Source organism: Rothia sp. SD9660Na, assembly GCF_030064065.1.
Classification (GTDB): domain Bacteria; phylum Actinomycetota; class Actinomycetes; order Actinomycetales; family Micrococcaceae; genus Rothia.
On the sequence record NZ_CP125946.1, the window covers coordinates 686,858 to 711,922 of the forward strand.

The following is a 25,065-nucleotide window of genomic DNA, read 5'->3' on the forward strand; positions in this document are numbered from 1 at the left end:
GAAAATAACACCATGACAACAGAACACCAACTCGCCCAAAACCTCATCACCCAAGCCAAAGAACAAGGCCTAGACCTCAGCAGCGACACCCTACTCAAAACCCTCACCCAAGACATCATCCAAGCTGCCCTCGACGAAGAACTCACCGACCACCTCGGCTACCCCAAACACGCCGAAAACCCCAACCAGACAAGCCAAAACACCAGAAACGGCTACCGCACCAAAAGAATCCTCACCGACACCGTCGGCCCCATCGACATCAAAGTCCCCCGCGACCGCGACGGCTCCTTCGAACCGACCATCGTGCCCAAACGAGCCCGTCGACTCAAAAACGTCGATGAAATCATCCTCTCCCTGGCCGCCAAAGGACTCACCTACGGTGACATCGCAGCCCACTTCGAGCAAATCTATGGGGCCAGCATCAGTAAAGACACCATCAGCCGTATCACCACAACGGTCCTTGACCAGATGAATGAATGGGCCGCCAGGCCCCTAGAAACGGTCTACCTGGCTGTGTTTATCGATGCAATCTACCTGAAAGTCCGCGAAGGGCAGGTAAGCAACCGCCCCTTCTACGTGGCTATGGGAGTCAACGTCGAAGGCGCTAGGGATGTGTTAGGAATCTGGGCAGGCCCTGAAGGGGCAGGCGAATCAGCCAAATTCTGGCTACAGATCCTGACCGAGCTGAAGAACCGTGGCACCGCTGATATCTTCTACCTGGTCTGTGATGGGCTCACCGGCCTGCCTGAGGCCGTGAATGCGGTCTATGAACGCACGATTGTGCAAAACTGCGTCATTCACATGATCCGCAATTCCATGCATTACGCCCCCAGGCAGCACTGGGAGGCGATTTGCCGGGATTTGAAGCCGGTCTATCAGGCGGTGACCGAGCAGGCTGCGCAGGCGGCTTTGGAGGCCTTTGGGCAGAAGTGGGATGAGAAGTACCCGGCTATTAGTGCTTTGTGGTGGCGTCGCTGGGAGGAATTTATTCCTTTTTTGTCGTATGAGATGGAGGTTCGTCGGGTGTTGTATTCGACGAATGCGATTGAGTCTTTGAATGCTAGGTTGCGGCGTTCTGCCAGGTCGCGTGGGCATTTTGTGTCTGAGGAGTCAGCTTTGAAGTTTATGTATTTGACGGTTCGGTCTTTGGATCCTTCAGGTGCTGGTGCCCGGCGGTGGATGACTCGGTGGAAGCCGGCATTGAATGCTTTTGCTATTGTTTTTGGTGATCGGTTGCCGCAGGTGGCTGGTCGCTAGATTTGTTGTGGGTTTACACCGTTAATCTGACAGTCCCGACCCGGTGCCCGGGGCCAGGCATGATGCTTACGCCTTCAAACATCATGGCTTGGAAAGATATCTTGATGAGAGCACTGTGGCTGATAAGGGCTATATCGGGTTGGGGTTGGCTACCCCGGCCAGGCGCAAGCCGGGTCAGCGGCTGAGTCGGGAGCAGAGGCGGAATAATCGGGTGCTGAATCGGCTGCGGTCGGTGGTGGAGCGGGTTATCGCTCACATCAAGACTTGGCGGATTCTTCATACGGGGTTTAGGCGGCCGTTGGGGTTGTATGGGCGGGTGTTTGCGGTGGTGCGGGGGTTGGTGTTTTTGGCTGCGGGTGGGACTTTTGAATAAGCCTCAATGAACAGGCCATACTCAATGACGCTAATGGTCTTTTGCTGGCTGAATGGACAAGGCATCGCTGGAATGTGCTGCGGTCGGCGCGTATTAGCTTAGATGAGAGTGCATATGACCTGTTAGAAACCGTTCTGGCTACTACCGAGAATGAATATCAGGAATCACGTAAAAAACTTGAGAACTTGTTGAGTACACTCGTTCAACAGTTGAATCTGATCAAGGAACTTACCCCAGAGGGAGGGTTGGCTCGTATACCTTTTGGAAAGGGTCGACGCAGCCTAAATTCAGCTGACAAGGCGGAATCATTAGCCCAAGCAGTCTCAGCGCTAGCTGGAAAAGCTTACCGTGCGCCAGCACAACCAGAACCAAGTTTCACCGTATTTAATCAGGAAGTTGAAGAGTCACTTTATCGTATTCTTCGGTGGGCCTTGCCTCCTGGGACTCGGTTGCTGGCCTTTGCGGATGTTAATGAGGGATTCACCAACTCATACTTGGGAATCACAGAGACAGACTTCTTTATTGTGAGCTACGGAGATTTGCGGAAGAAGGGGCTGGTGGGTGAGCTTCACCCCCTGGCCGATATTCGCTATGTGCGTTTAGATGAACGAAAGTCCCGTGACCCGCAGTTGCATATCATCACAAAGGATCAAAATTTCCAGGTTGATTTTGATCGGTGGATTACTTCTGGGGAGAACCTCTCTCAGGCTCGTAGGCTAGCAGATATTTTGGCAACCGTAATGAATCTTCCTGTAGACGAGAAAAAGAATGACCCAATCTTCGAGCTGGAGGGTCAAAAGCAGCTATCGGGGGGAAGCAAGTAAGAGCCTGTCTTAAAGTGCACGTGCCCCGCGAAAAGTGCGGGGTACGTGCACTTTTTCAATGGCATCTTAAATGTGGTTGCGGTGTGTCGTCCGCCGCTCCTCAGCACGCTTTGGCACAATAGGAGATAACAAGCCCCCTGATGAAAGAAGGTTTATCATGAAAGCACGTCTAGCGTTCATCGCCGGTGCAGGTATCGGCTACGTACTGGGTGCCCGTGCAGGCCGCGGCCAGTACGAAAAGATCAAGACCCAGGCCACCAACATCTGGAACGACCCCAAGGTACAGAACGGCATCAAGACCGCCGAAGAGACCATCAAGGAACAGGCTCCCGTTGTTGCTGAAAAGGCCAAGGAAGCAGCTGTAGCCGGTACCGAAAAGGCTAAAGAAGCAGCCGCCGCTGGCACCGAAAAGGCCAAGGAAAAGGCTGAAGAGGTCAAGGACGCCCACGCCCACGCCCAGGCTAAGGCCGAAAAGCAGGCTGAAAAGGCAGAAGCTAAGGCCAACAAGGAAACCGAGAAGGCTGTAAAGAAAGCTGAAAAGGAAACCGAGAAGGCCGACAAGAAGGCCCAGAAGCTAGTCGATGAGGCTCCCGCCGATGTTATCTCAGATCCCGCCACCGACATGAACGACGAAGGCCCCGCTCCCACCAAGTAAGCCCTCTAGATACAATTCCACAACCTCCCGCTCCTTCCAGTCCGAGGAGCGGGAGGTTTTTGTCTTTCTTTCTGGGATAATGAGAGCGACCAAAATTTTCACCTAACCGATGGAGATTTCCATGTCTGATGCCCCCGCACCCGCTTGCCCTGCCTGCTCTGAAGAATATTCCTACCAGCAGGGGGATCTCTGGGTCTGCCCTATGTGTGGACATGAATGGGCAGAAGGCGAAGACTCCGCAGCAGAAGAAACCGGTTCCAAGGTACTGGACTCCGTGGGCAATGAGCTGCTTGACGGTGACTCTGTGACCATCACCAAGGGCCTCAAGGTTAAGGGCGGCGCAGATATTAAGGCCGGCACCAAGGTGCGCGGTATCCGCCTGCTCGAAAGCCCCGTCAACGGCCACGACATCGAGGCTAAGGTTCCCGGCGCGGGCCAGATGTACCTCAAGTCCTCCGTGGTCAAAAAGAGCAACTAATCTCTTGAAAGCAGTGGCCCACTCATGAAATGGCTAGTGTGGGCGGTGGCTATAGCCGCCTACGTGTTCTCAATTATCAACCGCAGCTCCTTCTCGGCGCTGGGGGCCACTGCCCAAACCCACTTTGGAGTAGAGGCTACAGCGATTTCCCTCTTCATCATGCTGCAACTGGTGGTCTATGCCAGCTGTCAGGTGCCGGTGGGTGCCCTGCTGGATCGTAAGGGGGCGCCGGTGCTGATTGCTGATGGCCTGACCCTCATGACGGCTGGCCAGCTCCTGCTGGCCCACAGCGACACCGTACCCATAGCTCTACTAGCCCGCGTGCTGGTAGGCAGCGGGGACGCCTGTATCTTCGTCAGCCTGATCCGCCTAATCTCAGATTGGTTTACTCCTAAACAGATTCCGGTGGTCAACCAAATCAGCGCTAATATGGGCCAGCTGGGCCAGCTGGTTGCCGTCACGCCCCTGGTTGCCCTGGTTGCTGCCCTGGGCTGGCAGGGCGGCTTTACTGTTCTCGCCGCTATCGGTTCTTGCCTTCTGCTTCTGGCCCTCTTCACGCTCAGGCCGGCTCCCGGCAGGGCTACCGTAGCCCAGGGGCTGGGCCGCCGGGCCCGGCGCGGACGGGGGAGCGCGTCCGCCCGGCGTCCGCACCCTCACCAGGACGAAGCTAATCAGGCCCGCACCAATCACCCCTACCTCGTCACCGACTCCCTACCTGTTCTTCCCCCGGCCCCCAACCCCGGGTTCCTTTCCTCCATCAAACAGGTGCTGGCTTACCCGGGAGTGCGCCTGGCCTTCTGGGTACACTACGTCACCGCCTCTATGATTTTCTCTATCATGTTGCTGTGGGGCATGCCTTTTTTAACCGGGGGCCTGGGCTATAGCCGGGCCCTAGCCTCGGCCATTATCAGTACGGTGGTTGCCGCTATCGTGTTAGCTGGCTTCTTCACCGGCTCGATTCTCTCCCGCTTCTCTGCCTACCGAGTCCACATCGCGGTGGGTAGCAGCCTGCTCAACCTTAGCCTCTGGTCCTTGATTTTCTTCTGGCCCGGAACCCTACCGACAGCCCTGCTCTATGCCGCAGCTATCACCTTAGGGATCAACGGGCCGGTGTCCATGGCGGCCTTTGAGGTGGTGCGCTCGCATGTGCTCCAGCACCAGCGTGGCCTGGCAACCGGTATCGCCAACATGGGCGGGTTTACCGGAGCCCTGGTCATCGTGCTTCTGATTGGTCTGATCCTTGACAGTCTGGGCGCAGGCACCCCCGAGACCTATACCCGCGAAGCCTTCCGCTGGGCTATGGCCAGCCACATCCCGGTGATTTTGCTGGGAATTATCATGATTGCCCTGCTCTACCCCAAAGCCAAAAAGGCGCTGGAAGGTCGGGCGCAGGCGTCCTAAATTCTGCGGGAGGGGGCGGACGCCTGCTGCCCCTCCCAGCCGCCAGACAGGCAGCACGCGGGGAAAGTAACGGTATCTTGCCCACATTTTTAGGTTTTCACTGGGCAGCCTCGACGGTGCTCTTTAGAATTAAAAGCCGCACACCACGCCTTACTCCCCGTGAAGGAACCATGACCAGAAAATCAGTTGTCCTGTTCACTAGCCTTGCTCTGCTGGCCCTCACCGCCTGCCAGCAGGAAGAAGTGATTACCCGCGTTGACCCGCAGACCGCTTCAGCAAGCGCCAGCTCAGCCTCACCCAGCCCTACCCCCGAGGCTACTTCCGTGACACCTAGCCCTGAGCCTACGACCGAAGAGCCAACCCCTGAACCGACTCCCGAAGACCCCTTCCCCGGTACCGTCTTTGCCGAGAACGGCGTGACCTTCTTTGTACCCCAGGACTATGTGCAGGACGCCACCCCCTCCCAGGCAGAAATCTTTACCTACCAGTTCACCCACTACCGTAGCGCCGAGGACGCGGCCGGCCGCTTTATGGTGAGCACCCCCTATAACGATGAGCAGGGGCGTAGCGCCGAGGAAATGGAAAAGGAAACCGTCGCCCGTCTTACCCCGGCCTGGTCAATCAACGAGACCGTTGAGACTATCAACTACACCCGCGAGGACGGCGTGCGGGTAATTCGCTCTGAGGTGCGTTTTGCCTCAGGCAATAACCCCGGCTACATCTTTACCCTGGATAACGGGCACGAGCTGATGCACGCCGCTATCTTGGTAGACGACGCCAATCCTGACTTCCTGAAGAAGATTGAGGATTCTATCGGCTTCGCCTGGTAGCAGGCACCTTAGCCAGAAGCCTATACACACAGCGGGCGGAACCGGCACCGGTTCCGCCCGCTGCGGCGTTTAAAAAGTTTCGCTATAGGTTTGCCCCGCTTTTAGTTTTCTTCTGCGGTCTCTTCGGGGGTGTGTAGCTCGCCCACGCCCTCTGATAGGGCAATGAACTCGTCGATGTCTTCCTGGGTTGCATAGGGGACGGGGTGTACGAGCAGCTCGTTGATGCTGGAGCGGAAGATGTAGCTGAGGTTGACCGGGTCTGAACCCTTGCCGCCGATAATAGCCTTGGTGGTTAGGCCGTAGCTGAGCATGGTGAGCTGGTTAGCCTGTACCTTGACGTCAGTTCCGGCCTTGATTTGGCCTGCTTGGTCAAGGTGTACCAGCATGTCGTAGAAGAGGGTGCGGATGCGCTCTAGGCTGGTCACCGAGATGTTCTTGATTTCGGGGGTGGAGCGTAGCTCGGCCACCATGCCCAGGGTGATGCGGGAAACCGCGCGGGAGCGCGGGGTGAGCGGGATGAAGTGCTCAAGAATCTTGACGGTGTTGAGCACGTCCTGCCCCTGTACCGATACCGCCCGCATACTGGCCTCAGTTTCTACGCTGATAAGTTCCAGGGCGTAGGTGACCAGTTCGACGCGGCTGTCGAAGGAGTGGCGCAGCGAACCGGTGGAAATGCCGGCTTCGGCTGCCACGTTGCGAATGGTGATAGCGCTGACGCCGCGTTCGTTCAGGAGCTTCCAGACCGCCTGGGAGATGACTTTCTTGCGTTCGTTGTGGTCAATGAGCTTAGGCACTGAAGAACTCCTGACTGAAGTAGTCGAGGGCCTGCTCTTCGGGGTAGGTGAAGATTTCCAGCAGGGTCTCGAAGTGGGTGAGCATGGGGGCCATGAGCTCCTCGTCGCTGGCTTCACCGTCGGTGAGCAGGTAGAGGCAGTTGATACCCCACAGCAGGGCTACGAGCTTTTCTACCTCTAGGTCGATATCGATATCGTCGCGCACAAACCCCTGGGCCCGTAGCTGGCTGAGCAGGAAGCCGTAGGCGTAGAGGAAGTCCTTTTCGTGGGACTGCAGAATCTTGGCGATACCGGGAATTGTTGAGGCATCGGCCAGCATGCCCGCAACCACGGTGATAAAGAGCTTGCCGTCTTCAGAGACGGGGGAGAGCTCGGTGAAGATTTCTTCGAGGCTGTAAATCAGCTCGTAGTTGAAGGTCCGGCTGGTCAAGGCCCTAATGAAGCGCTTGCCCACATAGTCGAGGGAGAACTGCATCATCTCTTCGTGGGAAGGGAAAACATGGCGCAGGGAGCCTGTAGAGATGTCAGCTTCGGCGGCTACGGTTCGCACAGATACGCCGCGGACGCCTTCACGGGCTAGCACCGCCCAGACCGCCTGGGCGATTTCTTGTTTGCGTTCTTCGTGGTTGATGAGCTTAGGCACAGTTTGACTTTAGATGATGGTGTGGTTACTGGTACTGCACCCTGTCTTTTTTTCGTAGGATAACGAGTTTATGACGAGGTGTAGCAGGGGCGCTAGGACGCCAGGTAGGCAGCCAGGTGCTCCCCGGTGAGGGTATCTGTGGCAGCAAGCTGAGCGGGAGTCCCCTTAAACACGATTGTACCGCCACCGTGGCCAGCTTCTGGACCCACATCTATGATGTGGTCAGAATGGGCGATCACGGCCTGGTGGTGCCCGATACAGAGAAAACGGTGGTGCCGGCATCGACTAGCTGGTCGAGCAGGGCGAGGAACTGCTGAATATCAGTCAGGTGCAGGCCGGTGGTGGACTCGTCAAAGACATAGGTGACGTCGGTGAGCGGGGAACCTAAGTGGCGCACCATCTTGGCGAGCTGGTCAGACCCTCACCCACATCAACATCGGGCCGATCCTGATGCGGCATAAAACCCTACACAAAAGCCGAATACGTTTCGTTAATAAGACGCTGGGACTCAGCCGCCACCACACCAAAAGCCAAGGACGACTTACCCGACCCCGATACACCGGTAAAGACCTACAGTTACCCGCACAGCGCAACACCTTGCACCACCCCGGTTGCCTGCGCCACAATACAACTATGGCTACTACACATCTTGAAGGCAATGACGTACAGACCGTAGGCGACCTGCCCGCCGTAGGTTCCACAGCACCCGCATTCACTCTGGTGGGCACCGACCTCGACGCAGTCACCTCAGACTCATTTGAGGGTAAGAACCTGGTCCTCAACATCTTCCCCTCCATCGACACCGGTGTCTGCGCCGCGTCCGTCCGTAAATTCAACGAAGAAGCATCCAAGCTCGAGAACACCACCGTCGTGTGCGTCTCCAAGGATCTTCCCTTCGCTCTGGGCCGTTTCTGCGGCGCTGAAGGCATCGAAAACGTTGTCTCAGCCTCAGCCTTCCGCGACTCTTTTGGCGAAGACTACGGCGTAACTATGACCGACGGCCCCCTGGCCGGCCTGCTGGCCCGCTCCGTTGTTGTCGTCAACGCCGCCGGTGAAATCGTCTATACCCAGCTCGTCGACGAAATCACCACCGAACCTGACTACGACGCAGCGCTGGCCGCCCTCTAAAACCAACATCACTTACGCGGTGGGTATATCCCTTCCGCCTGCTGATCCTCTCCCAGCTCGCGCTGGGGCGCTCACAGCTCTCTAGAACAGAGACACCGCGCAACATTGAGCGCAGCAAACATACTCTCGCCGACTGACCCTCTCGCTCCTCGCCTAGAGGCTCGTCGCGATTCACGCCAGACCCATCCAGTCGGCTCCGAGTATGTTTGCTGCGCTTTTTGGTAGGTCTCTCTTTGAGGCATCTCCTTAGAAGATCCAGTTAGCAAGCACCACGCAGGTTGCTGTGCCCACGATGAGGGATAGCGCCAGGTTCTTCCGCCACAGGTGGGTAGCAACAGTTACTACCGCTCCGGCGAGGTAGGGCAGGGCTGTCTCGCGGGAAGAGTAGTCGATTTCTGCCAACACGTAAAAGCCCAGGCAGATGATGGCGCCCATGGGCAGCCAAGCAGCCAGATTAGCAACCAGGGCTGAACCCTTGAGCACGGACTTCACACCGAAGGGAATCAGCCACAAGGCAAAGGTGATGCCGGCGGCCAGGAAAATAGCTGAGAGAATGTAGCCGGTGCTAGGCATGCGGGGCCTCCTGGGCAGATACACCCTTGCGCTGGGTGCTTAGATGGCGAATGACGAGCAGGGCTACCAGGGCCAGCAGGGGTACCAGCAGCATGGAATGCGGGGCAAGAACGATGGCCGTCAGCGAAGCAATAACCGCGAGTGAGGCAGTCACCCGGTCTTTGACCGCCCGGTAGGCGTCGATAGAGAGCGCCAGGAACATGCCCGTCATCACGAAGTCAACGCCCTCTAAATGGGAGAGGAAAGTGGCTCCTAGAATCACGCCCAGGGTGGATCCACCCCACCAGCAGGAACTCCACCGACCCGGCAAAGACAATAGCTGAGAGAGCCGGGGCAACCCACCAGGGCAGGCCCATCGACGCGACCAGCACGCCCAGGCCCATGCCCATGACCACAAAGCCGATGCAGAGCACGCCCGCTACGCGCAGGCCTTCCTTGAAGCCGATTTCGCCGGGAAGCTGGCTGATGTGTTCCCCTGTAATGGGAGCGGACGCCGTCGCCCCACTGGCGGGGCTCGGCAGATTGGCGGGGGTAGAAGGCGCCGAGAGCTGACCTGTATCTGGGCTGGTGTGGTGCATAGCCATAAGTTTAGATAAAACTAGAGGAACTCCAATTTTCTGATTAGTATGCAACTGCTTGCCTGCTCAGAAATAAAACCCGTGCTGGTACCGTTACCCGGGTACCGGCGTCCGCGCCAACCCCGAGAGAAAGAAGAACCATGACCAACACCGCCCGCACCGAAGACCCCAACTACCGCGCCGTGACCGTCGAGCGGGTCGCCTCCCGCCACTACCGCGCCACCAACGCCAAGGGCGACACCCTCGACTTTGGCCAGGGCGAAGGCCTGCTCACCCCCGTCGAACTGCTCCTAGCCGCTATCGCTGGCTGCTCCGCCATCGACGTCGATGTGGTCACCGGCCGCAAGTCAGAACCCGAAACTTTCACCGTGCACTCCTCCGGCCTGCGTAAGGTCGATGAGAACAAGGCAGTTAACCTCGACGACATCGAAGTCAGCTTCAACGTGCGATTCCCTGCCACCGAAGAAGGTGAAAAAGCCCGCTCCATGGTCGACCGCCTGATCAAACTCTCCGCCGAAAAAGACTGCACCGTCTCCCGCACCGTCGAACACGGCGCGTCCGTCACCTTCATCAACGAAGATAAGCAGAGCTAAATCACGCTGCCCACCCGGGGGTGCAGGGTGCTTGCGGTGGTAATCTAAAGTTTGTCTTATGCCCCCTAAGCAAAACTGTTGGGGGCTCATTACCACCGAAAGTAGCAGCACACTATGTCTACTGAAGCGCAGTCTGCACCCACCGGGCAGACCAAAGAAGAGCTCAAGCGCGGCCTCGCCAGCCGCCACCTCTCCATGATTGCCATCGGCGGCGCCATCGGCACCGGCCTCTTTGTTGCCTCCGGCTCCACCATCGCCGAAGCTGGCCCCGGCGGCGCCCTGCTGGCCTACGCCCTCATCGGCATCATGGTGCTGCTCCTCATGCAGTCCCTGGGCGAAATGGCAGCCAACCTGCCCGTTGCAGGCTCCTTCCAGACCTTCGCCTCCCGCTACGTCTCAGACTCTTTCGGCTTCGCCATGGGCTGGAACTACTGGTTCAACTGGGCCATTACCGTAGCTGCTGAACTGGTGGCTGCCGGCGTCATCATGTCCTACTGGCTCCCAGGCGTTCCCGGCTGGGTCTGGGCAGGCGTCTTCCTGGCCATCATTCTGGGTATCAACGTGCTCTCGGCCCGCTCCTACGGCGAATCAGAGTTCTGGCTGGCTACCATCAAGGTGGTCACAGTTATCGTCTTCCTAATTGCCGGCGTCGCCATGATTTTCGGCATCCTGGGCAACCACGACAACGATTTCGCTAACTGGACCGACGGCGAAGCACCCTTCAAGGGTGGCTTCCTCTCTATCCTGGCTATCTTCATGGTCGCTGGTTTCTCCTTTCAGGGCACCGAAATGATTGGTGTTGCCGCTGGTGAATCTGAGAACCCCCGCCGCGACGTGCCCCGCGCCCTCAAGAGCGTTTTCTGGCGCATCATGCTCTTCTACATCGGTGCTATCGCAATTATCGGTACCCTGATTCCCTACACCAGCCCCAACCTGCTGCGGGCGGACACCACCGATATCGCCTACTCACCCTTCACCATGGTTTTTGAGAACTTGGGTATTGCATTTGCCGCTTCGGTGATGAACGCCGTCATTCTGACCGCGATTCTCTCTGCCGGTAACTCGGGCCTCTATGTTTCATCCCGTATGCTCTATGCCCTGGCACTGGAGGGGCGTGCTCCCAAGATTTTTGCCCGCGTGAACTCCCGCGGCATTCCCATGCCCGCCCTGCTCATGACCGCCGCTATCGGCCTCTTCGGCTTCGTCTCTGCCGTTGTGGGCGAGGGTTCTGCCTACACCTGGCTGATTAACATCTCCGGCCTGTCGGGCTTCATCACCTGGGTGGGCGTGGCTATCTGCCACTACCGCTTCCGCCGCGCCTACGTTGCCCAGGGCAACGATGTGAACGACCTGCCCTACAAGGCCCCTCTCTTCCCGATTGGCCCCATCGTTGCGCTGCTGATGTGCCTGCTGGTGATTGCCGGCCAGAACTACAACGCTATCTTCGCTGGCCACTGGTTCGAGGTTGTCTCGGCCTACATCGGTCTGCCCATCATTATTGGTGTGTGGCTGGTACACAAGCTGGTGACCGGTTCAAAGACTATTCCGCTCAAGGACGTGGACGTCTCTGGCCTTGAGGTCTCAGGCAAGTAGGTCTCGTGCAAGAAAGGGGAGGGCACCGGGTTTTCCGGGGCCCTCCCTTTTCGTGTATCTAGGTGCGTTGACTCCCGTTTGTACCAGCCCCTGCCCACTTTGAGACCGATTTCTGAACACTGCCTGGTACAAAGTCGTCTGGGCAGGACGCGGACGCCTGTGGGCAGGGGAGCGCACCGGGCTAGAATGGTGTGGTTTGGTTTTGTTTTCTGTGTACGTGTTCTGGGTTGAAAGGTGTGGCCGCGTGGCTAAGCTCTATTTCCGTTTTGGCGCCATGAATTCGGGTAAGTCAACTGCGCTGTTGCAGGCTGCCCATAACTATGAGGAGCGGGGCCAGCGCGTGCTGCTGGCTAAGCCGCAGGTTGATACCAAGGGCGATACTGAGATTGTGTCCCGTCTGGGCGTGACCCGCCAGGCTGATTTTTTGGTGGGGGCGGACGACTCGGTGCGCGAGCTCTTCCATGCTGCTGCTGAGCCTAATGCTGATGATGACCGTATGCACTGGCATCTGCCCGTCTCGTGTCTGCTGGTGGACGAGGCCCAGTTTTTGACCGCTGAGCAGGTGGATGATCTCATGCGGATTGCGGTGGAAGAGAATGTACCGGTGATGTGCTACGGCATTCGTACGGATTTTAGGACGCGGGCTTTCCCCGGCTCTGCCCGCCTGCTGGAGATTGCCCATACGCTTGAAGAGCTGAAGACTATTTGCCGGTGCGGACGGAAGGCGCTCTTTAACGGCCGCACCGTTGATGGAAAGTTTGTTTTTGCCGGTGACCAGGTGGCCATTGACGGCGTGCACGTGGGCTACGAGTCGCTCTGCCCCACCTGCTACCTGGAAGAATCGGGCGGCAAGCTCTACCAGTAGCAGGCAGTGAGGCAAGCTAGTTGAGGCCCGTCGAACGCCCCCCCAAAAAAACTTGAATGTAATCAAAAGCTTCATCTGCATGTTCAAAGAACAAGCAGATGAAGCTTCCGTATACTCATGAGTCTCTTGCTCGTCTAGGGCCAGACCATTAGAGATTTTTTTGGATAGAAAAGTATCTTTAGTGTAACTGAATTCAAAGTCACATCAACGGCGGAGTCTATCCGATATTCCAAATCTTCTCTAGAGCTAATGTTGATAAGTACTTTGAGCGTTCTTCAATATGGGTAGAAGTAATTTCTTGGGGTGCTTCTGAAAACCATTTCTTTATTTCCTCATCTTTAAAAGTTATGGCATCTTTAAGCTGTTTATGTTTGTCAGCAAAATCTCCATCACTTATTTCTGAATTGAGCTCTGTTGTGAGCAGTGTGAGGTTTCCAATTGAATATATCGGATCAGATGTACGCTTAGAAGCTTTACTTTGGGGCTTAATATGCTCGATAGACCATGAAGAAATGGATTGGGCAGGGGGGAGTGCTTTGAAATGCTTCGAAATTGTCAACAGAACATAAGTGATGAAAGCTTTTCTTGATTTGTTCTTATCTGCCTGACGCAACGTTAGGTTAGGCGCATAGAATAGCTTTGAAAAAATTTCTGTAGTCTTTGAATTATCTGGGAGACTTGCACGAAGCTTTGCTGAGAGGTTTTCAACAGCTAAATTAAATTCAGCGGCATTTTTCGCATTTTCGAGTTCAAGCGCAAAATTATTGTATCTCGTTCTAGTTCCTCCTGTTGAACCAGAATTGTTGAGAGCGCTAAATTGAAAATGGAAATTTTCAATATCACGTGCAACTTTTATTAGATTCGCTTTTGTAAACTTTTTATGTAAATTATATTTTCTTGCGATGGCAATCATAGCAGAATTTGCGACGGAAACATTAAATATGGAGAGCGCTCTTACGCTGTCAACGAACTGAGGGACTGAGAAGGCATTTCTCACGCCCTGAACTTGAGGTTCAGGCTGAATATTTTCATTATCAAATTTGATATAAATTTCTGAGTCAACTTCGAGTTCTTCCAAATAGTCTAAATAGGCATTCGAAGACGAGTCTGTGTTTTTGAAATGCCTAATAAGTGCGGAGTAAAGCTCTTGTTGTTTAACAGCTTTTCTGCGTGAATTCCAAGATTGCCAAATAAACCGATCCACCAAATCAAAATCGGTTGAAGACCCTTGAATTTTTTCAGAAAAATTCTCCCAGCGCTTAGAGACTGTTGCTCTGTCATCCCCATTTTTAGCAGACTCGCGTACGAGGAGGTTTTTAACTAAGTCGGCAAGTCTTAAATCAGCTCCTCTGGTGTTGAGTGTTTCAAATACTAAAAATCCATCCTCCTCAGAGTTTAATTCAACCTGAATAACTTTCGAAGCTAAGACATTGCTTCTTAACTGTTTAAGTTTTGATATTTTATCTTCCTCGTTAAGTGAATTAATCTCATCATTAATTTTCTCTTCAAAGAAAATTCTTGCTTTTTCGATTCGGGTGGCACTTGCGTTTAGTGCAGAGTTTGAGGGGATAGCATTTGGACGCTGGATTTTTTCGTAGAATAAATCTTCTTTGCGGATTAGCACTCGATGGGACTCGCCATCGTCATCTGTAACAATAATTTTGTTTTGTGTGCTTGTGAATTGAGTATTCGCAATCTTTTTTATTTCTTCATTACCGCTAGAAGTTTCAATTTCATGGAAGTAGTCCCTAATTGTTGACAGTAATATTGTGCACGTGGTGAGTCGTTGTTGTCCGTCGATAACTGAGTGTAAGTCGTTGAAAAGAGGGCGCTTCTCTTTGATCCAAATAACAGTTGAGCCTAAGAAAAATTCGTTGTCTGATGAATTGATGTCGGTCCAGAAATCATTTAGCTGGTCATTTTCCCAGCTGTACGGTCTCTGAAAGTTGGGGATCTCATAAATATAGGACCGTAGACATTCTTGTATCGAGAGCGCATTGCTTTCAATGGTTTCGATGTTTGAAAGTGATTTATTTTCCATAATGTTCTCTTCTTTTTGAACTAATGATAGGTTTAATTTAGATAAGTGGAATCTTATGTCATAATTTTGTGCTCGTACTTCAAAATTTATTTTGAAGATTTTCTCATTTTATAGAGATGAAGATAAAACTTCGTGCGAGACCTTTTAGAATTGATGTTTCAGAGAGGTCCGCAATAATACATGCATGTTTAATAACTTTTGAGTTTAAAATATTTTTCAATGCAATTTTTATGGCGGACCTCATCTGAATAGGTATTTTTATTATTTTAATTTATCCACCACGTCATTCAGCGTAGCGCTCGGGCGCATCACCGCGGATGCCTTGGCGTCCTCGGGCTTGTAGTAGCCGCCGAGGTCGGCGGGGGAGCCCTGGGCGTCCAGCAGCTCAGCCACAATCTTCTCCTCATTCGCAGCCAGAGCCTCAGCCACCGGGGCGAACTTAGCTGCCAGATTGGCGTCCTCACCCTGAGCAGCCAGCTCCTCAGCCCAGAACTTAGCCAGGTAGAAGTGCGAACCGCGGTTATCAATCTCGCCCACACGGCGGGAAGGTGACTTGTTCTCGTTCAAGAACGTACCGGTCGCCTTATCCAGGGTGTCAGCCAGAACCTGGGCAGAAGCATTACCGGTGGTCTTGGCCAGGTGCTCAAAGGAAGCAGCCAGGGCTAGGAATTCACCCAGGGAATCCCAGCGCAGGTGGTTCTCTTCCAGAACCTGCTGAACGTGCTTGGGGGCAGAACCACCAGCGCCGGTCTCAAAGAGGCCACCACCGTTAATCAGCGGAACAATGGACAGCATCTTGGCAGAAGTGCCGAGCTCCAGGATGGGGAAGAGGTCGGTCAGGTAGTCACGCAGCACGTTACCGGTCACCGAAATGGTGTCCTCACCCTTGCGGATGCGGTCGATGGAGAACTGGGTTGCCTCGGCGGGAGCCAGAATACGAATGTCCAGACCTGAAGTATCGTGCTCGGGCAGGTACTTCTCGACCTTGGCAATCAGGTTAGCGTCGTGGGCACGGTTCTTATCGAGCCAGAAGACAGCGGGGGTCTGGGAGTCGCGGGCGCGGGTGACGGCCAGCTTGATCCAGTCCTGAACGGGGATGTCCTTGGTCTGGCAGGCGCGCCAGATATCACCGGCAGAAACTTCGTGTTCAATGAGAACGTCACCGGCAGAGTTCACTACCTGAACCTTACCGTCCGCTTCAAGCTGGAAGGTCTTGTCGTGTGAACCGTATTCCTCAGCCTTCTGAGCCATCAGGCCCACGTTGGGCACGGTACCCATGGTGGTGGGGTCGTAGGCGCCGTTGGCGCGGCAGTCCTCGATAACGGTCTGGTAGACGCCAGCGTAGGAAGAATCGGGCAGCACAGCCAGGGTGTCAGCCTGCTGGCCTGACTCGCCCCACATCTGACCGGAGGTACGAATCATCGCGGGCATGGAGGCGTCCACAATGACGTCCGAAGGAACGTGCAGGTTGGTGATGCCCTTGTCAGAGTTGACGTAGGCCAGCTCGGGGCCTTCCTGCAGACCCTTGTGGATGAGCTCGCGGACGTCCTCACGGATATCCTCGGGCAGGGTGTCAATACCGGAGATAATAGCGGCCAGGCCGTTGTTGCCGTTCAGGCCGGCGGCATCCAGCTGCTCACCGTAGGTCTCAAAAAGCTCGGAGAAGTAGGCACGTACAACGCGGCCGAAGAGGATGGGGTCAGAAACCTTCATCATGGTTGCCTTCAGATGCACAGAGAAGAGCACACCCTCAGTCTTGGCGCGGGCAACCTGCTCAGCCAGGAACTTATCGAGCTCAGCCACGTTCATGTAGGTTCCGTCGACGATTTCGCCAGCCAGTACGGGCACAGATTCCTTGAGGACGGTCACGGTGCCGTCGGTGCCAACATGCTGAATCTTCAGGGTATCGTCAGCCTCAATAATCACGGACTTCTCGTTAGAGAAGAAGTCATCGTGGCCCATGGTGGCGACGTTGGTCTTGGAATCTGCTGACCAGGCGCCCATGGAGTGGGGGTTCTTGCGGGCGTAGTTCTTAACAGACAGGGGAGCGCGGCGGTCTGAGTTGCCCTCACGCAGAACCGGGTTCACGGCTGAGCCCTTGACGCGGTCGTAGCGGGCGCGGACGTCCTTATCCTGCTCGGTCACAACCTCATCGGGGTAATCGGGGATGGCGAAGCCCTTTTCCTGCAGCTCAGCGATAGCGGCCTTGAGCTGGGGCACGGACGCCGAGATGTTAGGTAGCTTGATGATGTTAGCTTCGGGGGTCTTAGCCAGCTCGCCCAGCTCGGTCAGGGCGTCCGCTACCTGCTGCTCTGCAGGGAGAATATCGCTGAACTGAGCCAGAATACGGCCCGAAAGTGAAATATCGCGGGTTTCTACCTCAACACCGGCGGTTGAAGCGTAAGCCTCAAGAATGGGCAGGAAGGAGTAGGTCGCCAGCAGCGGAGCCTCATCGGTGTGGGTGTAGATAATCTTTGCCATGAAGGGCGTCTCCCTTGTCGCTTGTGGGCAGTTTCATATTCAAGAATACAACGATGTGCCTGTGCTCACTAAATAAGAGAGCCTGTGTGACGACAGAGGTCGGCTACTGCGATAGGGTTACTGGTATGAGCACCGATACTTCAGCCCCGATTGTTGTTTCTGCCCTTGTCATTCGTAATTCCTTGGGTGAGGTACTCACCGTTCGCAAGCGTGGCACTACGGGGTTCATGCTTCCCGGTGGTAAACCTGAGCCGGGTGAAACCGCCGAAGAAACCGCCCGTCGCGAAGCTACCGAGGAACTGGGCCTTGTGCTCGACAGTTATTCCTTGATGAATCTGGGCACCTATGAAGCGGCTGCCCTCAACGAGGCGGGGCGAACCGTCCGTGCCCATGTTTATCTTGTGGTAACTGCTGGGGGCGTCGCTGATCTGGAGCAGGCTGTGCCCAGCGCTGAAATTGAGGAAATCCGGTGGGTTCACCCCGACCCTGCGCGCGATGACCACAGCAACCAGGCCCCGCTGAATACTCAGCATATTTTCCCGCTGCTCACCGGCGATGATTTTGAGGACGCGGACGCGCTACCGTCCCGATAGGTGCTGGTGATACCGTAGAACCTATGACTGACACCACATCTAGCGAAAACAACCAGCAGAAGAACGCCGCCTATCTCTCGCAGCTCATCGAACACCCCCGCATGGTCGGGTTGGCTGCAGGCCGCACCGGCGCGCCCGTGCTCACCGTCAACACCCTCAACAAGGACGGCGCAAAGTGGCGCCCCCGCCTCTGGGCCCTTCCCGCCGGTCAAGAGGGCAAGCCCTACCCGCTGACGGCACCCGAGTCGGGCGCCTCCGTCCTTACCGTTACCGATGAGGGGCACATCTACCTGACCCTGGGCAAGGACGTCGACGAAGCCGATTCCAAGAGCCTCAAAGGCGTCTACCGCCTGCCCGAGCACGGCGAACCTGAACTCATCTTCACCCACCCCGGCGGTGTAGAGTCCCTCGCCGTGCGCCAGCGCGCAGAAACCACCCGCTACATCTACAGCGCCAAAGCTCACCGGGGCAGCCTCGAAGAGCAATCCAAGACCCTCGACGAACGCGAGAAAACCGCAACCTCCGGCGTGCTCTACACCGAATTCCCCACCCGCTTCTGGGATCACGACCTGGGCACCGGCGTCCGCGCCCTCTACGTCAAGGACGGGGACGGCGAACCCCGCCGTATTGCCCTACCCGGGGGCCGCGTAGAACTCGCTGGCTTCGAAGTCTGCCCCACCGGCGATCGTGCCGCTATTACCCTGCACACCAAGACCCGCGGCATCCACCAGCGCTACAGCACCTGGCTGCTTGACCTCAATGGCGAGAAAGAACCCCAGCTGCTGGCCGAAGCAACCGAAACCCACGACTACTCAGCAGGTGCCTTCACCCCGGACGGCAGCGGCCTGGCTATCACCGAGGTACGCCGTTGGCTGCCCGGCCAGTCCATCAAGGTCAACGCCAGCCACTACAGCTTCGAGACCGGCCAGCTGACCGAGCTCTCCCGCGACGTCGACCGCTGGGCGGGTGACATCGTGTGGATCGATAGCACCCGCTACGCCTTCGTCACCGACCACCTGGGAGCTACCGCCATCTTCACCGGCAGCATCGACGGTGCTACCCGCACACTGGTCGAGGACGGCGCCAGCCACTTCTCAGCCCTGGCCTACAACGAAGGGGCTCTCATTGCCCTGCGCGATGCCCACCAGCACTCGGCCTACCCCGTCCGTGTCGATATCGAAACCGGCGACGTGACCCGCCTGGCTTCGCCGGTCGAAGAGCTGCGCGCCCCGGGCCGCTTCGAGCGCCTGAGCTCCACCGCAGCTGACGGCACCGAGTTCACCTCCTTCCTTGCCCTGCCCGAAAAGGACACGGACGGCCCCCTGCCCCTGCTCGTCTTTGCGCACGGCGGCCCCTGGGGGTCCTGGAACTCCTGGACCTACCGTTGGAACCCCTGGGCCTTCACCGAAGCCGGCTACGCCGTACTCATGCCCGACCCCGCGATTTCCACCGGCTACGGCCAGCACATGCTTGACCGCGGCGGCGACGACCTGGGCGGTACCCCCTACACCGACATCATGCAGGTGGTCGAAGAGGTCTCGGCTCGTGATGATATCCAGGGCAATAACGTGGCCTTCTCCGGCGGTTCCTATGGCGGCTTCATGACCAACTGGGTGGCAGGACGCGCGGGCACCCGCTTTAAGTGCTACGTCACCCACGCCTCGATTTGGGACTACAACACCATGTACTACCTTTCAGATAACGGCTCCTGGCACGAATGGAAGGTCGAGTTCGGGGGAGAGGGCGACAGCATCTCGCCCCGTCACCGTGCCGCCGATATCGCGGCACCTATGCTGGTGATTCACGGCGACAAGGACTACCGCGTGCCCATCGGCCAGGCCCATCACCTCTGGGCTGACCTACAACGCCACTCCCCGGAGCTAGGGCACAAGTACCTCTACTTCCCCGATGAAGGGCACTGGATCCTGAAACCCGGCAACTCCCGCCTCTGGTACCAGGTATTCACCGCCTGGCTAGACCACCACCTCCTGGGCCAAGAATTCAAGACTCCTGAAATTCTGGGCTAGGAGACCCTATAAGCTGGTCAGACCAGTTACCGCGTTCCGCCGTCTTCTGAAGAGGGAGACGGCGGGACCGATATTAACAACAACCCATAGGGGGTTTGTTATAACAAGCAACATAAATACGGTGCGTAAAAGTGATGAAGCATTTTCACTTAGCGTGAGATAGTTAAGCCAAATGGTGGCTCCAAAATATAAAACGGTGCCCGCAGCTAAATAAACTGTTGCCCACCAAAATTCGCTGGCTGATGCATGGCCTTTACTATTCCAGTAGTGCCGGTAAAAGAGGCGTACAGCCCCTGCGAAGCCTACCTGCTGGGCCACGGCCGGGACGCGGCGCTCGTCCGGGTGCTCTTCACCGTCGAATCCATCGAGGTTGAGGGCTTCGGGGGTATCTTCCAGGGGTTCTTCGCTGCGGATATAGCGGGTAGGCTTGTGCTCAGACATACCCTCAAGAATACCTAAACCGCAGGAGTCGACGATGACCACCCTTCTGCTGACCTATTTCGGCCCCTTTGAAGGGGTACCCATCAACCCCAGCCAGGTGGTAGCGTTTGGGGCACAGGAAGCCCTGGCGATTTCGGCTCCACATCTCACTGTTGAGGTGCATGAACTGCCGGTGGAGTTTGCGGCCTCTAGCCGTGTTCTGGGTGACCTGCTTAAGCGCATTAAACCCCAACTAGCTATAAGTCTTGGTGTTGCGGCTGGCCGCGATAAGGTCAGCCTGGAACGGGTTGCCATCAATCTCGACTCTGCTCGTATTCCAGATAATGCTGGTGCCCAGCTCATCGACCAGCCCATTCGCGGTGACGGCCCCGATGCCTATTTTTCTACCCTGCCTACCCGAGCAATTTTTGAAGAGCTTAGCTCTCAGCAGCTGCCCGTAGAGCTGTCGTACACCGCCGGAACCTTTGTCTGCAACCACGTTTTTTACGAGCTCATGCATGCAACCAAAGGGACTATACCTGCGGGCTTCATCCACATTCCTCTCACGCATGTAGAAGCTGGTGGGGGAGCGGACGCCGCGCCCGGGCGTCCGCAGGTTACGGCCAGTACGGACGCCGGAGGAGTCGAGGGAAAGAGCCTGCCTACCCTGCCTGAGCCCCAGGTTATCGGAATGATTCAGCAGGCCGTACTCGCCACGCTCGCCCAGCTTTAGCGCAAGACCCCGGTAACTTACAAAGTTACCGGGGTCTTGCATACCGGGGCGAAGGTGGGCATATCACCTGCCCGCTGGCTCGGCGGCTGGCGTGAATCACAGCGAGCCCCTGGGGCGAGATGTGAGAGGGTTGCGGGCAGGTGATATGCCCACGTAGCCCCCTGCATCAGTTCAGGCTTACTTGCGCTGATCCAGGTAGTAGCCAATCAGACCTTGGGTTGAGGAATCCTGCTGGGCCAGAACCTCGCGGTCGCCGCCCACGGCGGGAGCCAGCTGCAGGGCCAACTGCTTGCCGAGCTCAACACCCCACTGGTCGAAGGAGTCGATGCCCCAGACAATACCTTGAACGAAAGTGATGTGTTCGTAGAGGGCGATGAGCTGGCCCAGGACGGCGGGGGTCAGCTGAGCGGCCATGATGGAGGTGGTGGGGCGGTTGCCTGAGAAGACGCGGGCCGGAACGATTTCTTCGGCGGTGCCTTCGGCTCGGACCTCGTCGGCGGTTTTGCCAAAGGCCAGGGCCTTGGTCTGGGCGAAGAAGTTGGCCAGGAAGAGCTCGTGGACGTCCTGCTCGCCGTCGCGGGTTGCGTGAACCGGGTTGGCAAAGGCGATGAAGTCTGCGGGGATCAGGCGGGTGCCCTGGTGGATCAGCTGGTAGAAGGCGTGCTGGCCGTTGGTGCCGGGTTCGCCCCAGAAGACTTCGCCGGTGGCGGTGGTGACGGGCTTGCCGTCGGCGCGCACGGACTTGCCGTTGGATTCCATGGTCAGTTGCTGCAGGTAGGCGGGGAAGCGGTGCAGGTACTGGTCGTAGGGGAGGACGGCGTGGGTTTCGGCGCCCAGGAAGTTGACGTTCCAGATGTTCAGCAGACCCATGAGGGCGGGAACGTTTTCGGCCAGGGGAGTGGTGCGGAAGTGCTCGTCCATGGCGTGGAAGCCGGCCAGGAACTGTTCGAAGACCTCGGGGCCTAACACAATAGCAAGAGGGGTGCCGATGGCGGAGTCGACGGAGTAGCGTCCGCCTACCCAGTTCCAGAAGCCAAAAGCGTTCTCGGGGTTGATACCGAAGGCCTCGACCTTATCCAGGGCGGTGGAGACGGCGACGAAGTGGGCGGCGACGGCGTCCTTTTCGTCCTTACCCTCCAGGGCGCCAGCCTCGCGCAGAGAGGTGAGCAGCCACTCGCGGCAGACGCGGGCGTTGGTGAGGGTTTCCAGGGTGCCGAAGGTCTTGGACGCGACGATGAAAAGGGTGGTCTCGGGATCCAGGTCCTTGACGGTCTCGGCAGCGTCGGTGGGGTCGATGTTGGAGATGAAGCGGGCGGTCAGGCCGGGCTGGGCGTAGGGCTTCAGAGCCTCGTAGACCATGACGGGGCCCAGATCGGAGCCGCCGATGCCGATGTTGACAACGGTTTCGATGCGCTTGCCGGTAATGCCTACCCACTCGCCGGAGCGGACGCGATCGGCAAAGTCGTAAATCTTGGCGAGGACCTCGTGGACATCGGCGTCGACGTCCTGGCCATCAACGACGAGCTTGGGTTCCATGCCTGCGGGTCGGCGCAGGGCGGTGTGCAGGACGGCGCGGTCTTCGGTGACGTTGATGCGCTCACCTGCGAACATGGCGTTGCGGCGCTCTTCGAGGTTTACCTCATCTGCTAGCTGGGTCAGCAGAGTCAGGGTCTCTTCGGTGATGAGGTTTTTAGAAAGATCAACGTAGAGATCGGCGGCGGTGAAGCTGAGCTTGTCAGCACGGGTGGGGTCGGCCTCGAACCAGGTGCGCAGGTCGGCGGTGGTTTTCTGTTGGTGGTCGGTCAGGGCTGCCCAGGCCTTGGTCTGGACGGGATCGGTGGTGGCGGGGAGAGACATACGTGCTCTGCCTTCCTGTCGATTTGGGTGTTCTTACCTCTATTTTATGTTGGTTTGGTAGTTTTTGACCCCGCTGTGGGGTGTGGCTTTTTGTGGTTTTGTAGGCACCGGGCGCGCTAAGGCCACGCCTACTTATTATCAGTGGTGTTATTATTGGGGTGGAACAGGCATCTCTTGCTATCTCCCGAGCCACGCTGTGCGGCCCCGTGCCCCTTGCTTGAACGTGGGTGCGGACGGCGGCGCACGAGGTGCTTTTGCATGTCACCTTGGTCGAAACTAAAGAAGAAATAAAGGACACCCACATGGCTATAACTCAACAAACTCCGCCCGGCACGGGCCCCGACCTGAGGAAGGGGGACATCGACGCGGCCGCCAAGGAAAACATGCGTGAAGGCTCCCTGGCCCCCAAGGTTTTCATCCCTGCAGCCGTCATCATGGCCACCTTCATCGGCATTACCCTGGCCTTCCCTCAGCGCACCAAAGAAATCTTCGATGCCCTCCAAGCTGACGTCATTAACTATTTCGGCTGGTACTACGTCGCCCTCGTTGCTTTCTTCGTGATCTTTGCCCTTTACCTGGGCTTCTCCCGTATGGGCGACGTCAAGTTAGGTGATGACGACGATGAGCCGGCCTACTCCTTTACGACGTGGTTCGCCTTCCTCTTCGCAGCCGGTATGGGTATTGGTTTGGTTTTCTACGGTGCAACCGAGCCACTTATGCACTATGTTGACCCCCGCCCCGGTATAGGTAACGGGACTCAAGAAGAAATTGCCCAGGCTGCTATGAGCCAGGCATTCTTGCACTGGGGTCTTCACCCCTGGGCTATCTACGTCATCGTAGGTCTAGCGATTGCCTATGCAACCCACCGCCTCAAGCTTCCGCTCTCCATCCGCTACTCACTCAAGCCCCTGCTGGGCGATCGCATCAAAGGTGGGGCCGGTGACGTCATCGATATCGTCGCCCTCGTCGGTACCCTCTTTGGTGTGGCAACATCCCTGGGCCTGGGCGTCATGCAGATTGCCGCAGGTCTGGGTTACATGAACATTCCAGCTGAGGGTAACACTTGGTTGGTTGGTATCATCGTGGTGCTCATGGGCATTACCCTCTTCTCCGTAGTGACCGGCCTCGAAAAGGGCATGAAAATGCTCTCCAACGGTAACCTCATACTGGCCGCTATCGTTTGTCTCTTCGTCCTGGTCGTAGGGCCCACCCTCTTCCTCTTCCGTAACTTTGTAGGCTCCATCGGAAACTACCTGCAAAATGTCGTTGCCATGACCTTCGAAACTCTGGCCCTCTACGGGGTAGACGGTGAACAATTCCAAGCAGCATGGACCACCTTCTACTGGGGCTGGTGGATCTCCTGGTCGCCCTTCGTCGGTATGTTCATCGCCCGCGTCTCCAAGGGGCGTTCCGTACGTGAGTTCGTCATCGGTGTTCTGCTGGTGCCCGCTCTGACCTCATTCTTCTGGTTCTCTGTACTCGGCGGTACTGCACTGCATCAGGAAATCTTTGGCTCAGGCACCAGCCTGGTAGGTGAAGATGGCAGTGTCTCAGCTGAAAACGCCCTCTTTCAGATGTTCCACAACCTGCCCGGCGGAGTTGTTTTAACTGCCGGTGCGGTACTGCTGATTACCGTCTTCTTTGTCACCTCAGCGGACTCCGGTGCCCTGGTACTGGGCATGCTTTCCACCAACGGCTCACCCGAACCTAAGACCTGGATCCGTGTCTTCTGGGTGCTGGTTGCAGCAGCCACCGCCATCTCCCTAGTGGTCATTGGCGGTAGCGAGTCGCTCTCGGCCATTCAAACCGTGGCAATCCTGACGGCTCTACCTTTCTCCGTGGTCATCGTGCTCATGTGTATTTCTCTCTACAAGGCCCTGAGTGTTGAGCACCGCCTCTTCGTACGAGCCCAGCGCCGCAATGCCCGCCGCGAGATTGAAGCCTCTGTTGCCGAGCAGATCGACGACCGTGTCAACGAGCTGGTTGCCGAAGGCGTTGAGGACCGCGTTAACGCGGCTGTGGGTGAGCACCTCGATGAACACCTGGACGGCCAGCTAGAAGCCGCCCTGGAAGAAGCCGTCGATAAGGCGGTCGAAGCCAAGGTAGAAGAAGCGGTCGATTCGGCCGTTGAAAGTGCCGTTGAAGCCAAGGTGGAAGAAGCCGTAGAAAAGGCCGTTGACGAGGTTTCCCTACAGGTGGAAGCCAACACCGCTGCTATCGAACAGATCCGCACCGTCACCGGCTCTATTCCTGTGGTCAAGCCCCAGGATATAAAGCAGACACCCTGGAATAAATAGGAAATGAACTGCCTCTAGGGAGGCGGACGCT

Annotated in this window: 25 protein-coding genes and 1 pseudogene; 15 read left to right on the top strand and 11 right to left on the bottom strand. The window is 56.8% G+C overall.

Annotated features, from left to right (window positions below):
* The first annotated feature begins 12 nt into the window (after positions 1 to 12).
* The 7 genes from QM007_RS03410 (at position 13) to QM007_RS03435 (ending at position 5,818) form a co-directional block, all read left to right on the top strand.
* On the top strand, positions 13 to 1,257 hold the full coding sequence (locus QM007_RS03410; protein WP_283489550.1) for an IS256 family transposase: 1,245 nt from the start codon (positions 13 to 15) through the stop codon (positions 1,255 to 1,257).
* A 43-nt stretch (positions 1,258 to 1,300) separates the two neighbouring features.
* Positions 1,301 to 1,630: a transposase family protein gene (locus QM007_RS11075; RefSeq protein WP_418950801.1), complete on the top strand. Its 330-nt coding sequence runs from the start codon at positions 1,301 to 1,303 to the stop codon at positions 1,628 to 1,630.
* Positions 1,631 to 1,671: 41 nt separating this feature from the next.
* Complete coding sequence (locus tag QM007_RS03415) at positions 1,672 to 2,454, top strand: hypothetical protein (protein WP_283490554.1); 783 nt, start codon at positions 1,672 to 1,674, stop codon at positions 2,452 to 2,454.
* A 157-nt stretch (positions 2,455 to 2,611) separates the two neighbouring features.
* Complete coding sequence (locus tag QM007_RS03420) at positions 2,612 to 3,109, top strand: ribosome-recycling factor (RefSeq protein WP_283490555.1); 498 nt, start codon at positions 2,612 to 2,614, stop codon at positions 3,107 to 3,109.
* A gap of 121 nt (positions 3,110 to 3,230) precedes the next feature.
* Positions 3,231 to 3,587, top strand: coding sequence for a zinc ribbon domain-containing protein YjdM (locus QM007_RS03425; protein WP_502949074.1), 357 nt, complete (start codon positions 3,231 to 3,233; stop codon positions 3,585 to 3,587).
* Positions 3,588 to 3,611: 24 nt separating this feature from the next.
* Positions 3,612 to 4,988 carry an MFS transporter gene (locus QM007_RS03430; RefSeq protein ID WP_283490557.1) on the top strand — a complete coding sequence of 459 codons (1,377 nt, stop codon included), beginning with the start codon at positions 3,612 to 3,614 and terminating at the stop codon, positions 4,986 to 4,988.
* A gap of 170 nt (positions 4,989 to 5,158) precedes the next feature.
* Positions 5,159 to 5,818 carry a hypothetical protein gene (locus QM007_RS03435; protein ID WP_283490558.1) on the top strand — a complete coding sequence of 220 codons (660 nt, stop codon included), beginning with the start codon at positions 5,159 to 5,161 and terminating at the stop codon, positions 5,816 to 5,818.
* Positions 5,819 to 5,919: 101 nt separating this feature from the next.
* On the opposite strand, the gene QM007_RS03440 is transcribed toward QM007_RS03435, so the two are convergent.
* The 4 genes and pseudogenes from QM007_RS03440 to QM007_RS11085 form a co-directional block, all read right to left on the bottom strand.
* The gene (locus QM007_RS03440; protein WP_283490559.1) at positions 5,920 to 6,612 is read right to left on the bottom strand and encodes a TetR/AcrR family transcriptional regulator; all 693 of its coding nucleotides are present in this window, start codon (positions 6,610 to 6,612) and stop codon (positions 5,920 to 5,922) included.
* Positions 6,605 to 7,255, bottom strand: coding sequence for a TetR/AcrR family transcriptional regulator (locus tag QM007_RS03445; protein WP_283490560.1), 651 nt, complete (start codon positions 7,253 to 7,255; stop codon positions 6,605 to 6,607). Before QM007_RS03445 ends, QM007_RS03440 begins: the two co-directional genes overlap by 8 nt.
* 235 nt (positions 7,256 to 7,490) lie before the next feature.
* Positions 7,491 to 7,655 carry a hypothetical protein gene (locus QM007_RS11080; RefSeq protein WP_502949075.1) on the bottom strand — a complete coding sequence of 55 codons (165 nt, stop codon included), beginning with the start codon at positions 7,653 to 7,655 and terminating at the stop codon, positions 7,491 to 7,493.
* A 5-nt stretch (positions 7,656 to 7,660) separates the two neighbouring features.
* Positions 7,661 to 7,825: pseudogene (locus tag QM007_RS11085) on the bottom strand (DNA excisionase); the annotation flags it as partial.
* 63 nt (positions 7,826 to 7,888) lie between these two features.
* Between QM007_RS11085 and tpx the strand changes: the two are divergent.
* Positions 7,889 to 8,383: a thiol peroxidase gene (tpx, locus tag QM007_RS03455; RefSeq protein WP_283490561.1), complete on the top strand. Its 495-nt coding sequence runs from the start codon at positions 7,889 to 7,891 to the stop codon at positions 8,381 to 8,383.
* A gap of 246 nt (positions 8,384 to 8,629) precedes the next feature.
* On the opposite strand, the gene QM007_RS03460 is transcribed toward tpx, so the two are convergent.
* From QM007_RS03460 to QM007_RS03470, 3 genes are read right to left on the bottom strand one after another with little or no spacing between them, the layout of a single operon-like run.
* Entirely contained in the window at positions 8,630 to 8,956 is a 327-nt protein-coding gene (locus QM007_RS03460; RefSeq protein ID WP_283490562.1) for a branched-chain amino acid transporter permease, read from the bottom strand.
* Positions 8,949 to 9,170, bottom strand: a complete 222-nt coding sequence (locus tag QM007_RS03465; RefSeq protein WP_283490563.1) for a hypothetical protein — start codon at positions 9,168 to 9,170, stop codon at positions 8,949 to 8,951. The genes QM007_RS03460 and QM007_RS03465 overlap by 8 nt, the downstream gene beginning before the upstream one ends.
* Before the next feature lie 4 nt (positions 9,171 to 9,174).
* Positions 9,175 to 9,540 (bottom strand): AzlC family ABC transporter permease, encoded by a 366-nt coding sequence (locus QM007_RS03470; RefSeq protein WP_283490564.1) that lies wholly within the window; start codon positions 9,538 to 9,540, stop codon positions 9,175 to 9,177.
* Between the two features lie 134 nt (positions 9,541 to 9,674).
* Between QM007_RS03470 and QM007_RS03475 the strand changes: the two genes are divergently transcribed.
* The 3 genes from QM007_RS03475 (at position 9,675) to QM007_RS03485 (ending at position 12,585) form a co-directional block, all read left to right on the top strand.
* Complete coding sequence (locus QM007_RS03475) at positions 9,675 to 10,127, top strand: OsmC family protein (RefSeq protein WP_283490565.1); 453 nt, start codon at positions 9,675 to 9,677, stop codon at positions 10,125 to 10,127.
* A gap of 114 nt (positions 10,128 to 10,241) precedes the next feature.
* A complete protein-coding gene (locus tag QM007_RS03480; RefSeq protein WP_283490566.1) occupies positions 10,242 to 11,720 on the top strand; it encodes an amino acid permease in 1,479 nt (492 codons plus the stop codon).
* Between the two features lie 244 nt (positions 11,721 to 11,964).
* A complete protein-coding gene (locus QM007_RS03485) occupies positions 11,965 to 12,585 on the top strand; it encodes a thymidine kinase (protein WP_237223381.1) in 621 nt (206 codons plus the stop codon).
* 217 nt (positions 12,586 to 12,802) lie between these two features.
* Here QM007_RS03485 and QM007_RS03490 read toward each other — a convergent pair whose 3' ends face one another.
* Together QM007_RS03490 and QM007_RS03495 are read right to left on the bottom strand one after the other, a co-directional pair.
* Positions 12,803 to 14,626 (bottom strand): DUF262 domain-containing protein, encoded by a 1,824-nt coding sequence (locus QM007_RS03490; protein ID WP_283490567.1) that lies wholly within the window; start codon positions 14,624 to 14,626, stop codon positions 12,803 to 12,805.
* A 261-nt stretch (positions 14,627 to 14,887) separates the two neighbouring features.
* Positions 14,888 to 17,107 carry an NADP-dependent isocitrate dehydrogenase gene (locus QM007_RS03495; protein WP_283490568.1) on the bottom strand — a complete coding sequence of 740 codons (2,220 nt, stop codon included), beginning with the start codon at positions 17,105 to 17,107 and terminating at the stop codon, positions 14,888 to 14,890.
* Between the two features lie 125 nt (positions 17,108 to 17,232).
* Here QM007_RS03495 and QM007_RS03500 point away from each other — a divergent pair, with 125 nt between their 5' ends.
* Both QM007_RS03500 and QM007_RS03505 read left to right on the top strand, forming a co-directional pair.
* Positions 17,233 to 17,700, top strand: a complete 468-nt coding sequence (locus QM007_RS03500) for an NUDIX hydrolase (RefSeq protein WP_283490569.1) — start codon at positions 17,233 to 17,235, stop codon at positions 17,698 to 17,700.
* A 23-nt stretch (positions 17,701 to 17,723) separates the two neighbouring features.
* Positions 17,724 to 19,727 (top strand): alpha/beta hydrolase family protein, encoded by a 2,004-nt coding sequence (locus QM007_RS03505; RefSeq protein WP_283490570.1) that lies wholly within the window; start codon positions 17,724 to 17,726, stop codon positions 19,725 to 19,727.
* A 6-nt stretch (positions 19,728 to 19,733) separates the two neighbouring features.
* Here the strand turns inward: QM007_RS03505 and QM007_RS03510 are convergent, their stop codons facing one another.
* Entirely contained in the window at positions 19,734 to 20,210 is a 477-nt protein-coding gene (locus QM007_RS03510) for a DUF805 domain-containing protein (protein WP_283490571.1), read from the bottom strand.
* On the opposite strand from QM007_RS03510, the gene QM007_RS03515 reads away from it, so the two are divergent.
* Entirely contained in the window at positions 20,203 to 20,880 is a 678-nt protein-coding gene (locus QM007_RS03515) for a pyroglutamyl-peptidase I (RefSeq protein WP_283490572.1), read from the top strand. The genes QM007_RS03510 and QM007_RS03515 overlap by 8 nt on opposite strands.
* 177 nt (positions 20,881 to 21,057) lie before the next feature.
* Here the strand turns inward: QM007_RS03515 and pgi are convergent, their stop codons facing one another.
* Complete coding sequence (gene pgi / locus QM007_RS03520; RefSeq protein WP_283490573.1) at positions 21,058 to 22,737, bottom strand: glucose-6-phosphate isomerase; 1,680 nt, start codon at positions 22,735 to 22,737, stop codon at positions 21,058 to 21,060.
* Positions 22,738 to 23,039: 302 nt separating this feature from the next.
* Between pgi and QM007_RS03525 the strand changes: the two genes are divergently transcribed.
* A complete protein-coding gene (locus QM007_RS03525) occupies positions 23,040 to 25,034 on the top strand; it encodes a BCCT family transporter (protein ID WP_283490574.1) in 1,995 nt (664 codons plus the stop codon).
* The last annotated feature ends 31 nt before the right edge of the window (positions 25,035 to 25,065 follow it).

What these genes read in the sequence shown, in the direction of transcription:
- QM007_RS03435 (WP_283490558.1), top strand. Translation starts at nt 5,159, where the DNA reads ATGACCAGAAAATCAGTTGTCCTGTTCACTAGCCTTGCTCTGCTGGCC.
- QM007_RS03505 (WP_283490570.1), top strand. Translation starts at nt 17,724, where the DNA reads ATGACTGACACCACATCTAGCGAAAACAACCAGCAGAAGAACGCCGCC.
- QM007_RS11080 (WP_502949075.1), bottom strand. Translation starts at nt 7,655, where the DNA reads ATGGTGCGCCACTTAGGTTCCCCGCTCACCGACGTCACCTATGTCTTT.
- QM007_RS03495 (WP_283490568.1), bottom strand. Translation starts at nt 17,107, where the DNA reads ATGGCAAAGATTATCTACACCCACACCGATGAGGCTCCGCTGCTGGCG.
- QM007_RS03500 (WP_283490569.1), top strand. Translation starts at nt 17,233, where the DNA reads ATGAGCACCGATACTTCAGCCCCGATTGTTGTTTCTGCCCTTGTCATT.
- QM007_RS03430 (WP_283490557.1), top strand. Translation starts at nt 3,612, where the DNA reads ATGAAATGGCTAGTGTGGGCGGTGGCTATAGCCGCCTACGTGTTCTCA.
- QM007_RS03480 (WP_283490566.1), top strand. Translation starts at nt 10,242, where the DNA reads ATGTCTACTGAAGCGCAGTCTGCACCCACCGGGCAGACCAAAGAAGAG.
- QM007_RS03470 (WP_283490564.1), bottom strand. Translation starts at nt 9,540, where the DNA reads ATGGCTATGCACCACACCAGCCCAGATACAGGTCAGCTCTCGGCGCCT.
- pgi (WP_283490573.1), bottom strand. Translation starts at nt 22,737, where the DNA reads ATGTCTCTCCCCGCCACCACCGATCCCGTCCAGACCAAGGCCTGGGCA.
- QM007_RS03425 (WP_502949074.1), top strand. Translation starts at nt 3,231, where the DNA reads ATGTCTGATGCCCCCGCACCCGCTTGCCCTGCCTGCTCTGAAGAATAT.
- QM007_RS03460 (WP_283490562.1), bottom strand. Translation starts at nt 8,956, where the DNA reads ATGCCTAGCACCGGCTACATTCTCTCAGCTATTTTCCTGGCCGCCGGC.
- QM007_RS03490 (WP_283490567.1), bottom strand. Translation starts at nt 14,626, where the DNA reads ATGGAAAATAAATCACTTTCAAACATCGAAACCATTGAAAGCAATGCG.
- QM007_RS03475 (WP_283490565.1), top strand. Translation starts at nt 9,675, where the DNA reads ATGACCAACACCGCCCGCACCGAAGACCCCAACTACCGCGCCGTGACC.
- QM007_RS03525 (WP_283490574.1), top strand. Translation starts at nt 23,040, where the DNA reads ATGGCTATAACTCAACAAACTCCGCCCGGCACGGGCCCCGACCTGAGG.
- QM007_RS03420 (WP_283490555.1), top strand. Translation starts at nt 2,612, where the DNA reads ATGAAAGCACGTCTAGCGTTCATCGCCGGTGCAGGTATCGGCTACGTA.
- tpx (WP_283490561.1), top strand. Translation starts at nt 7,889, where the DNA reads ATGGCTACTACACATCTTGAAGGCAATGACGTACAGACCGTAGGCGAC.
- QM007_RS03515 (WP_283490572.1), top strand. Translation starts at nt 20,203, where the DNA reads ATGACCACCCTTCTGCTGACCTATTTCGGCCCCTTTGAAGGGGTACCC.
- QM007_RS03410 (WP_283489550.1), top strand. Translation starts at nt 13, where the DNA reads ATGACAACAGAACACCAACTCGCCCAAAACCTCATCACCCAAGCCAAA.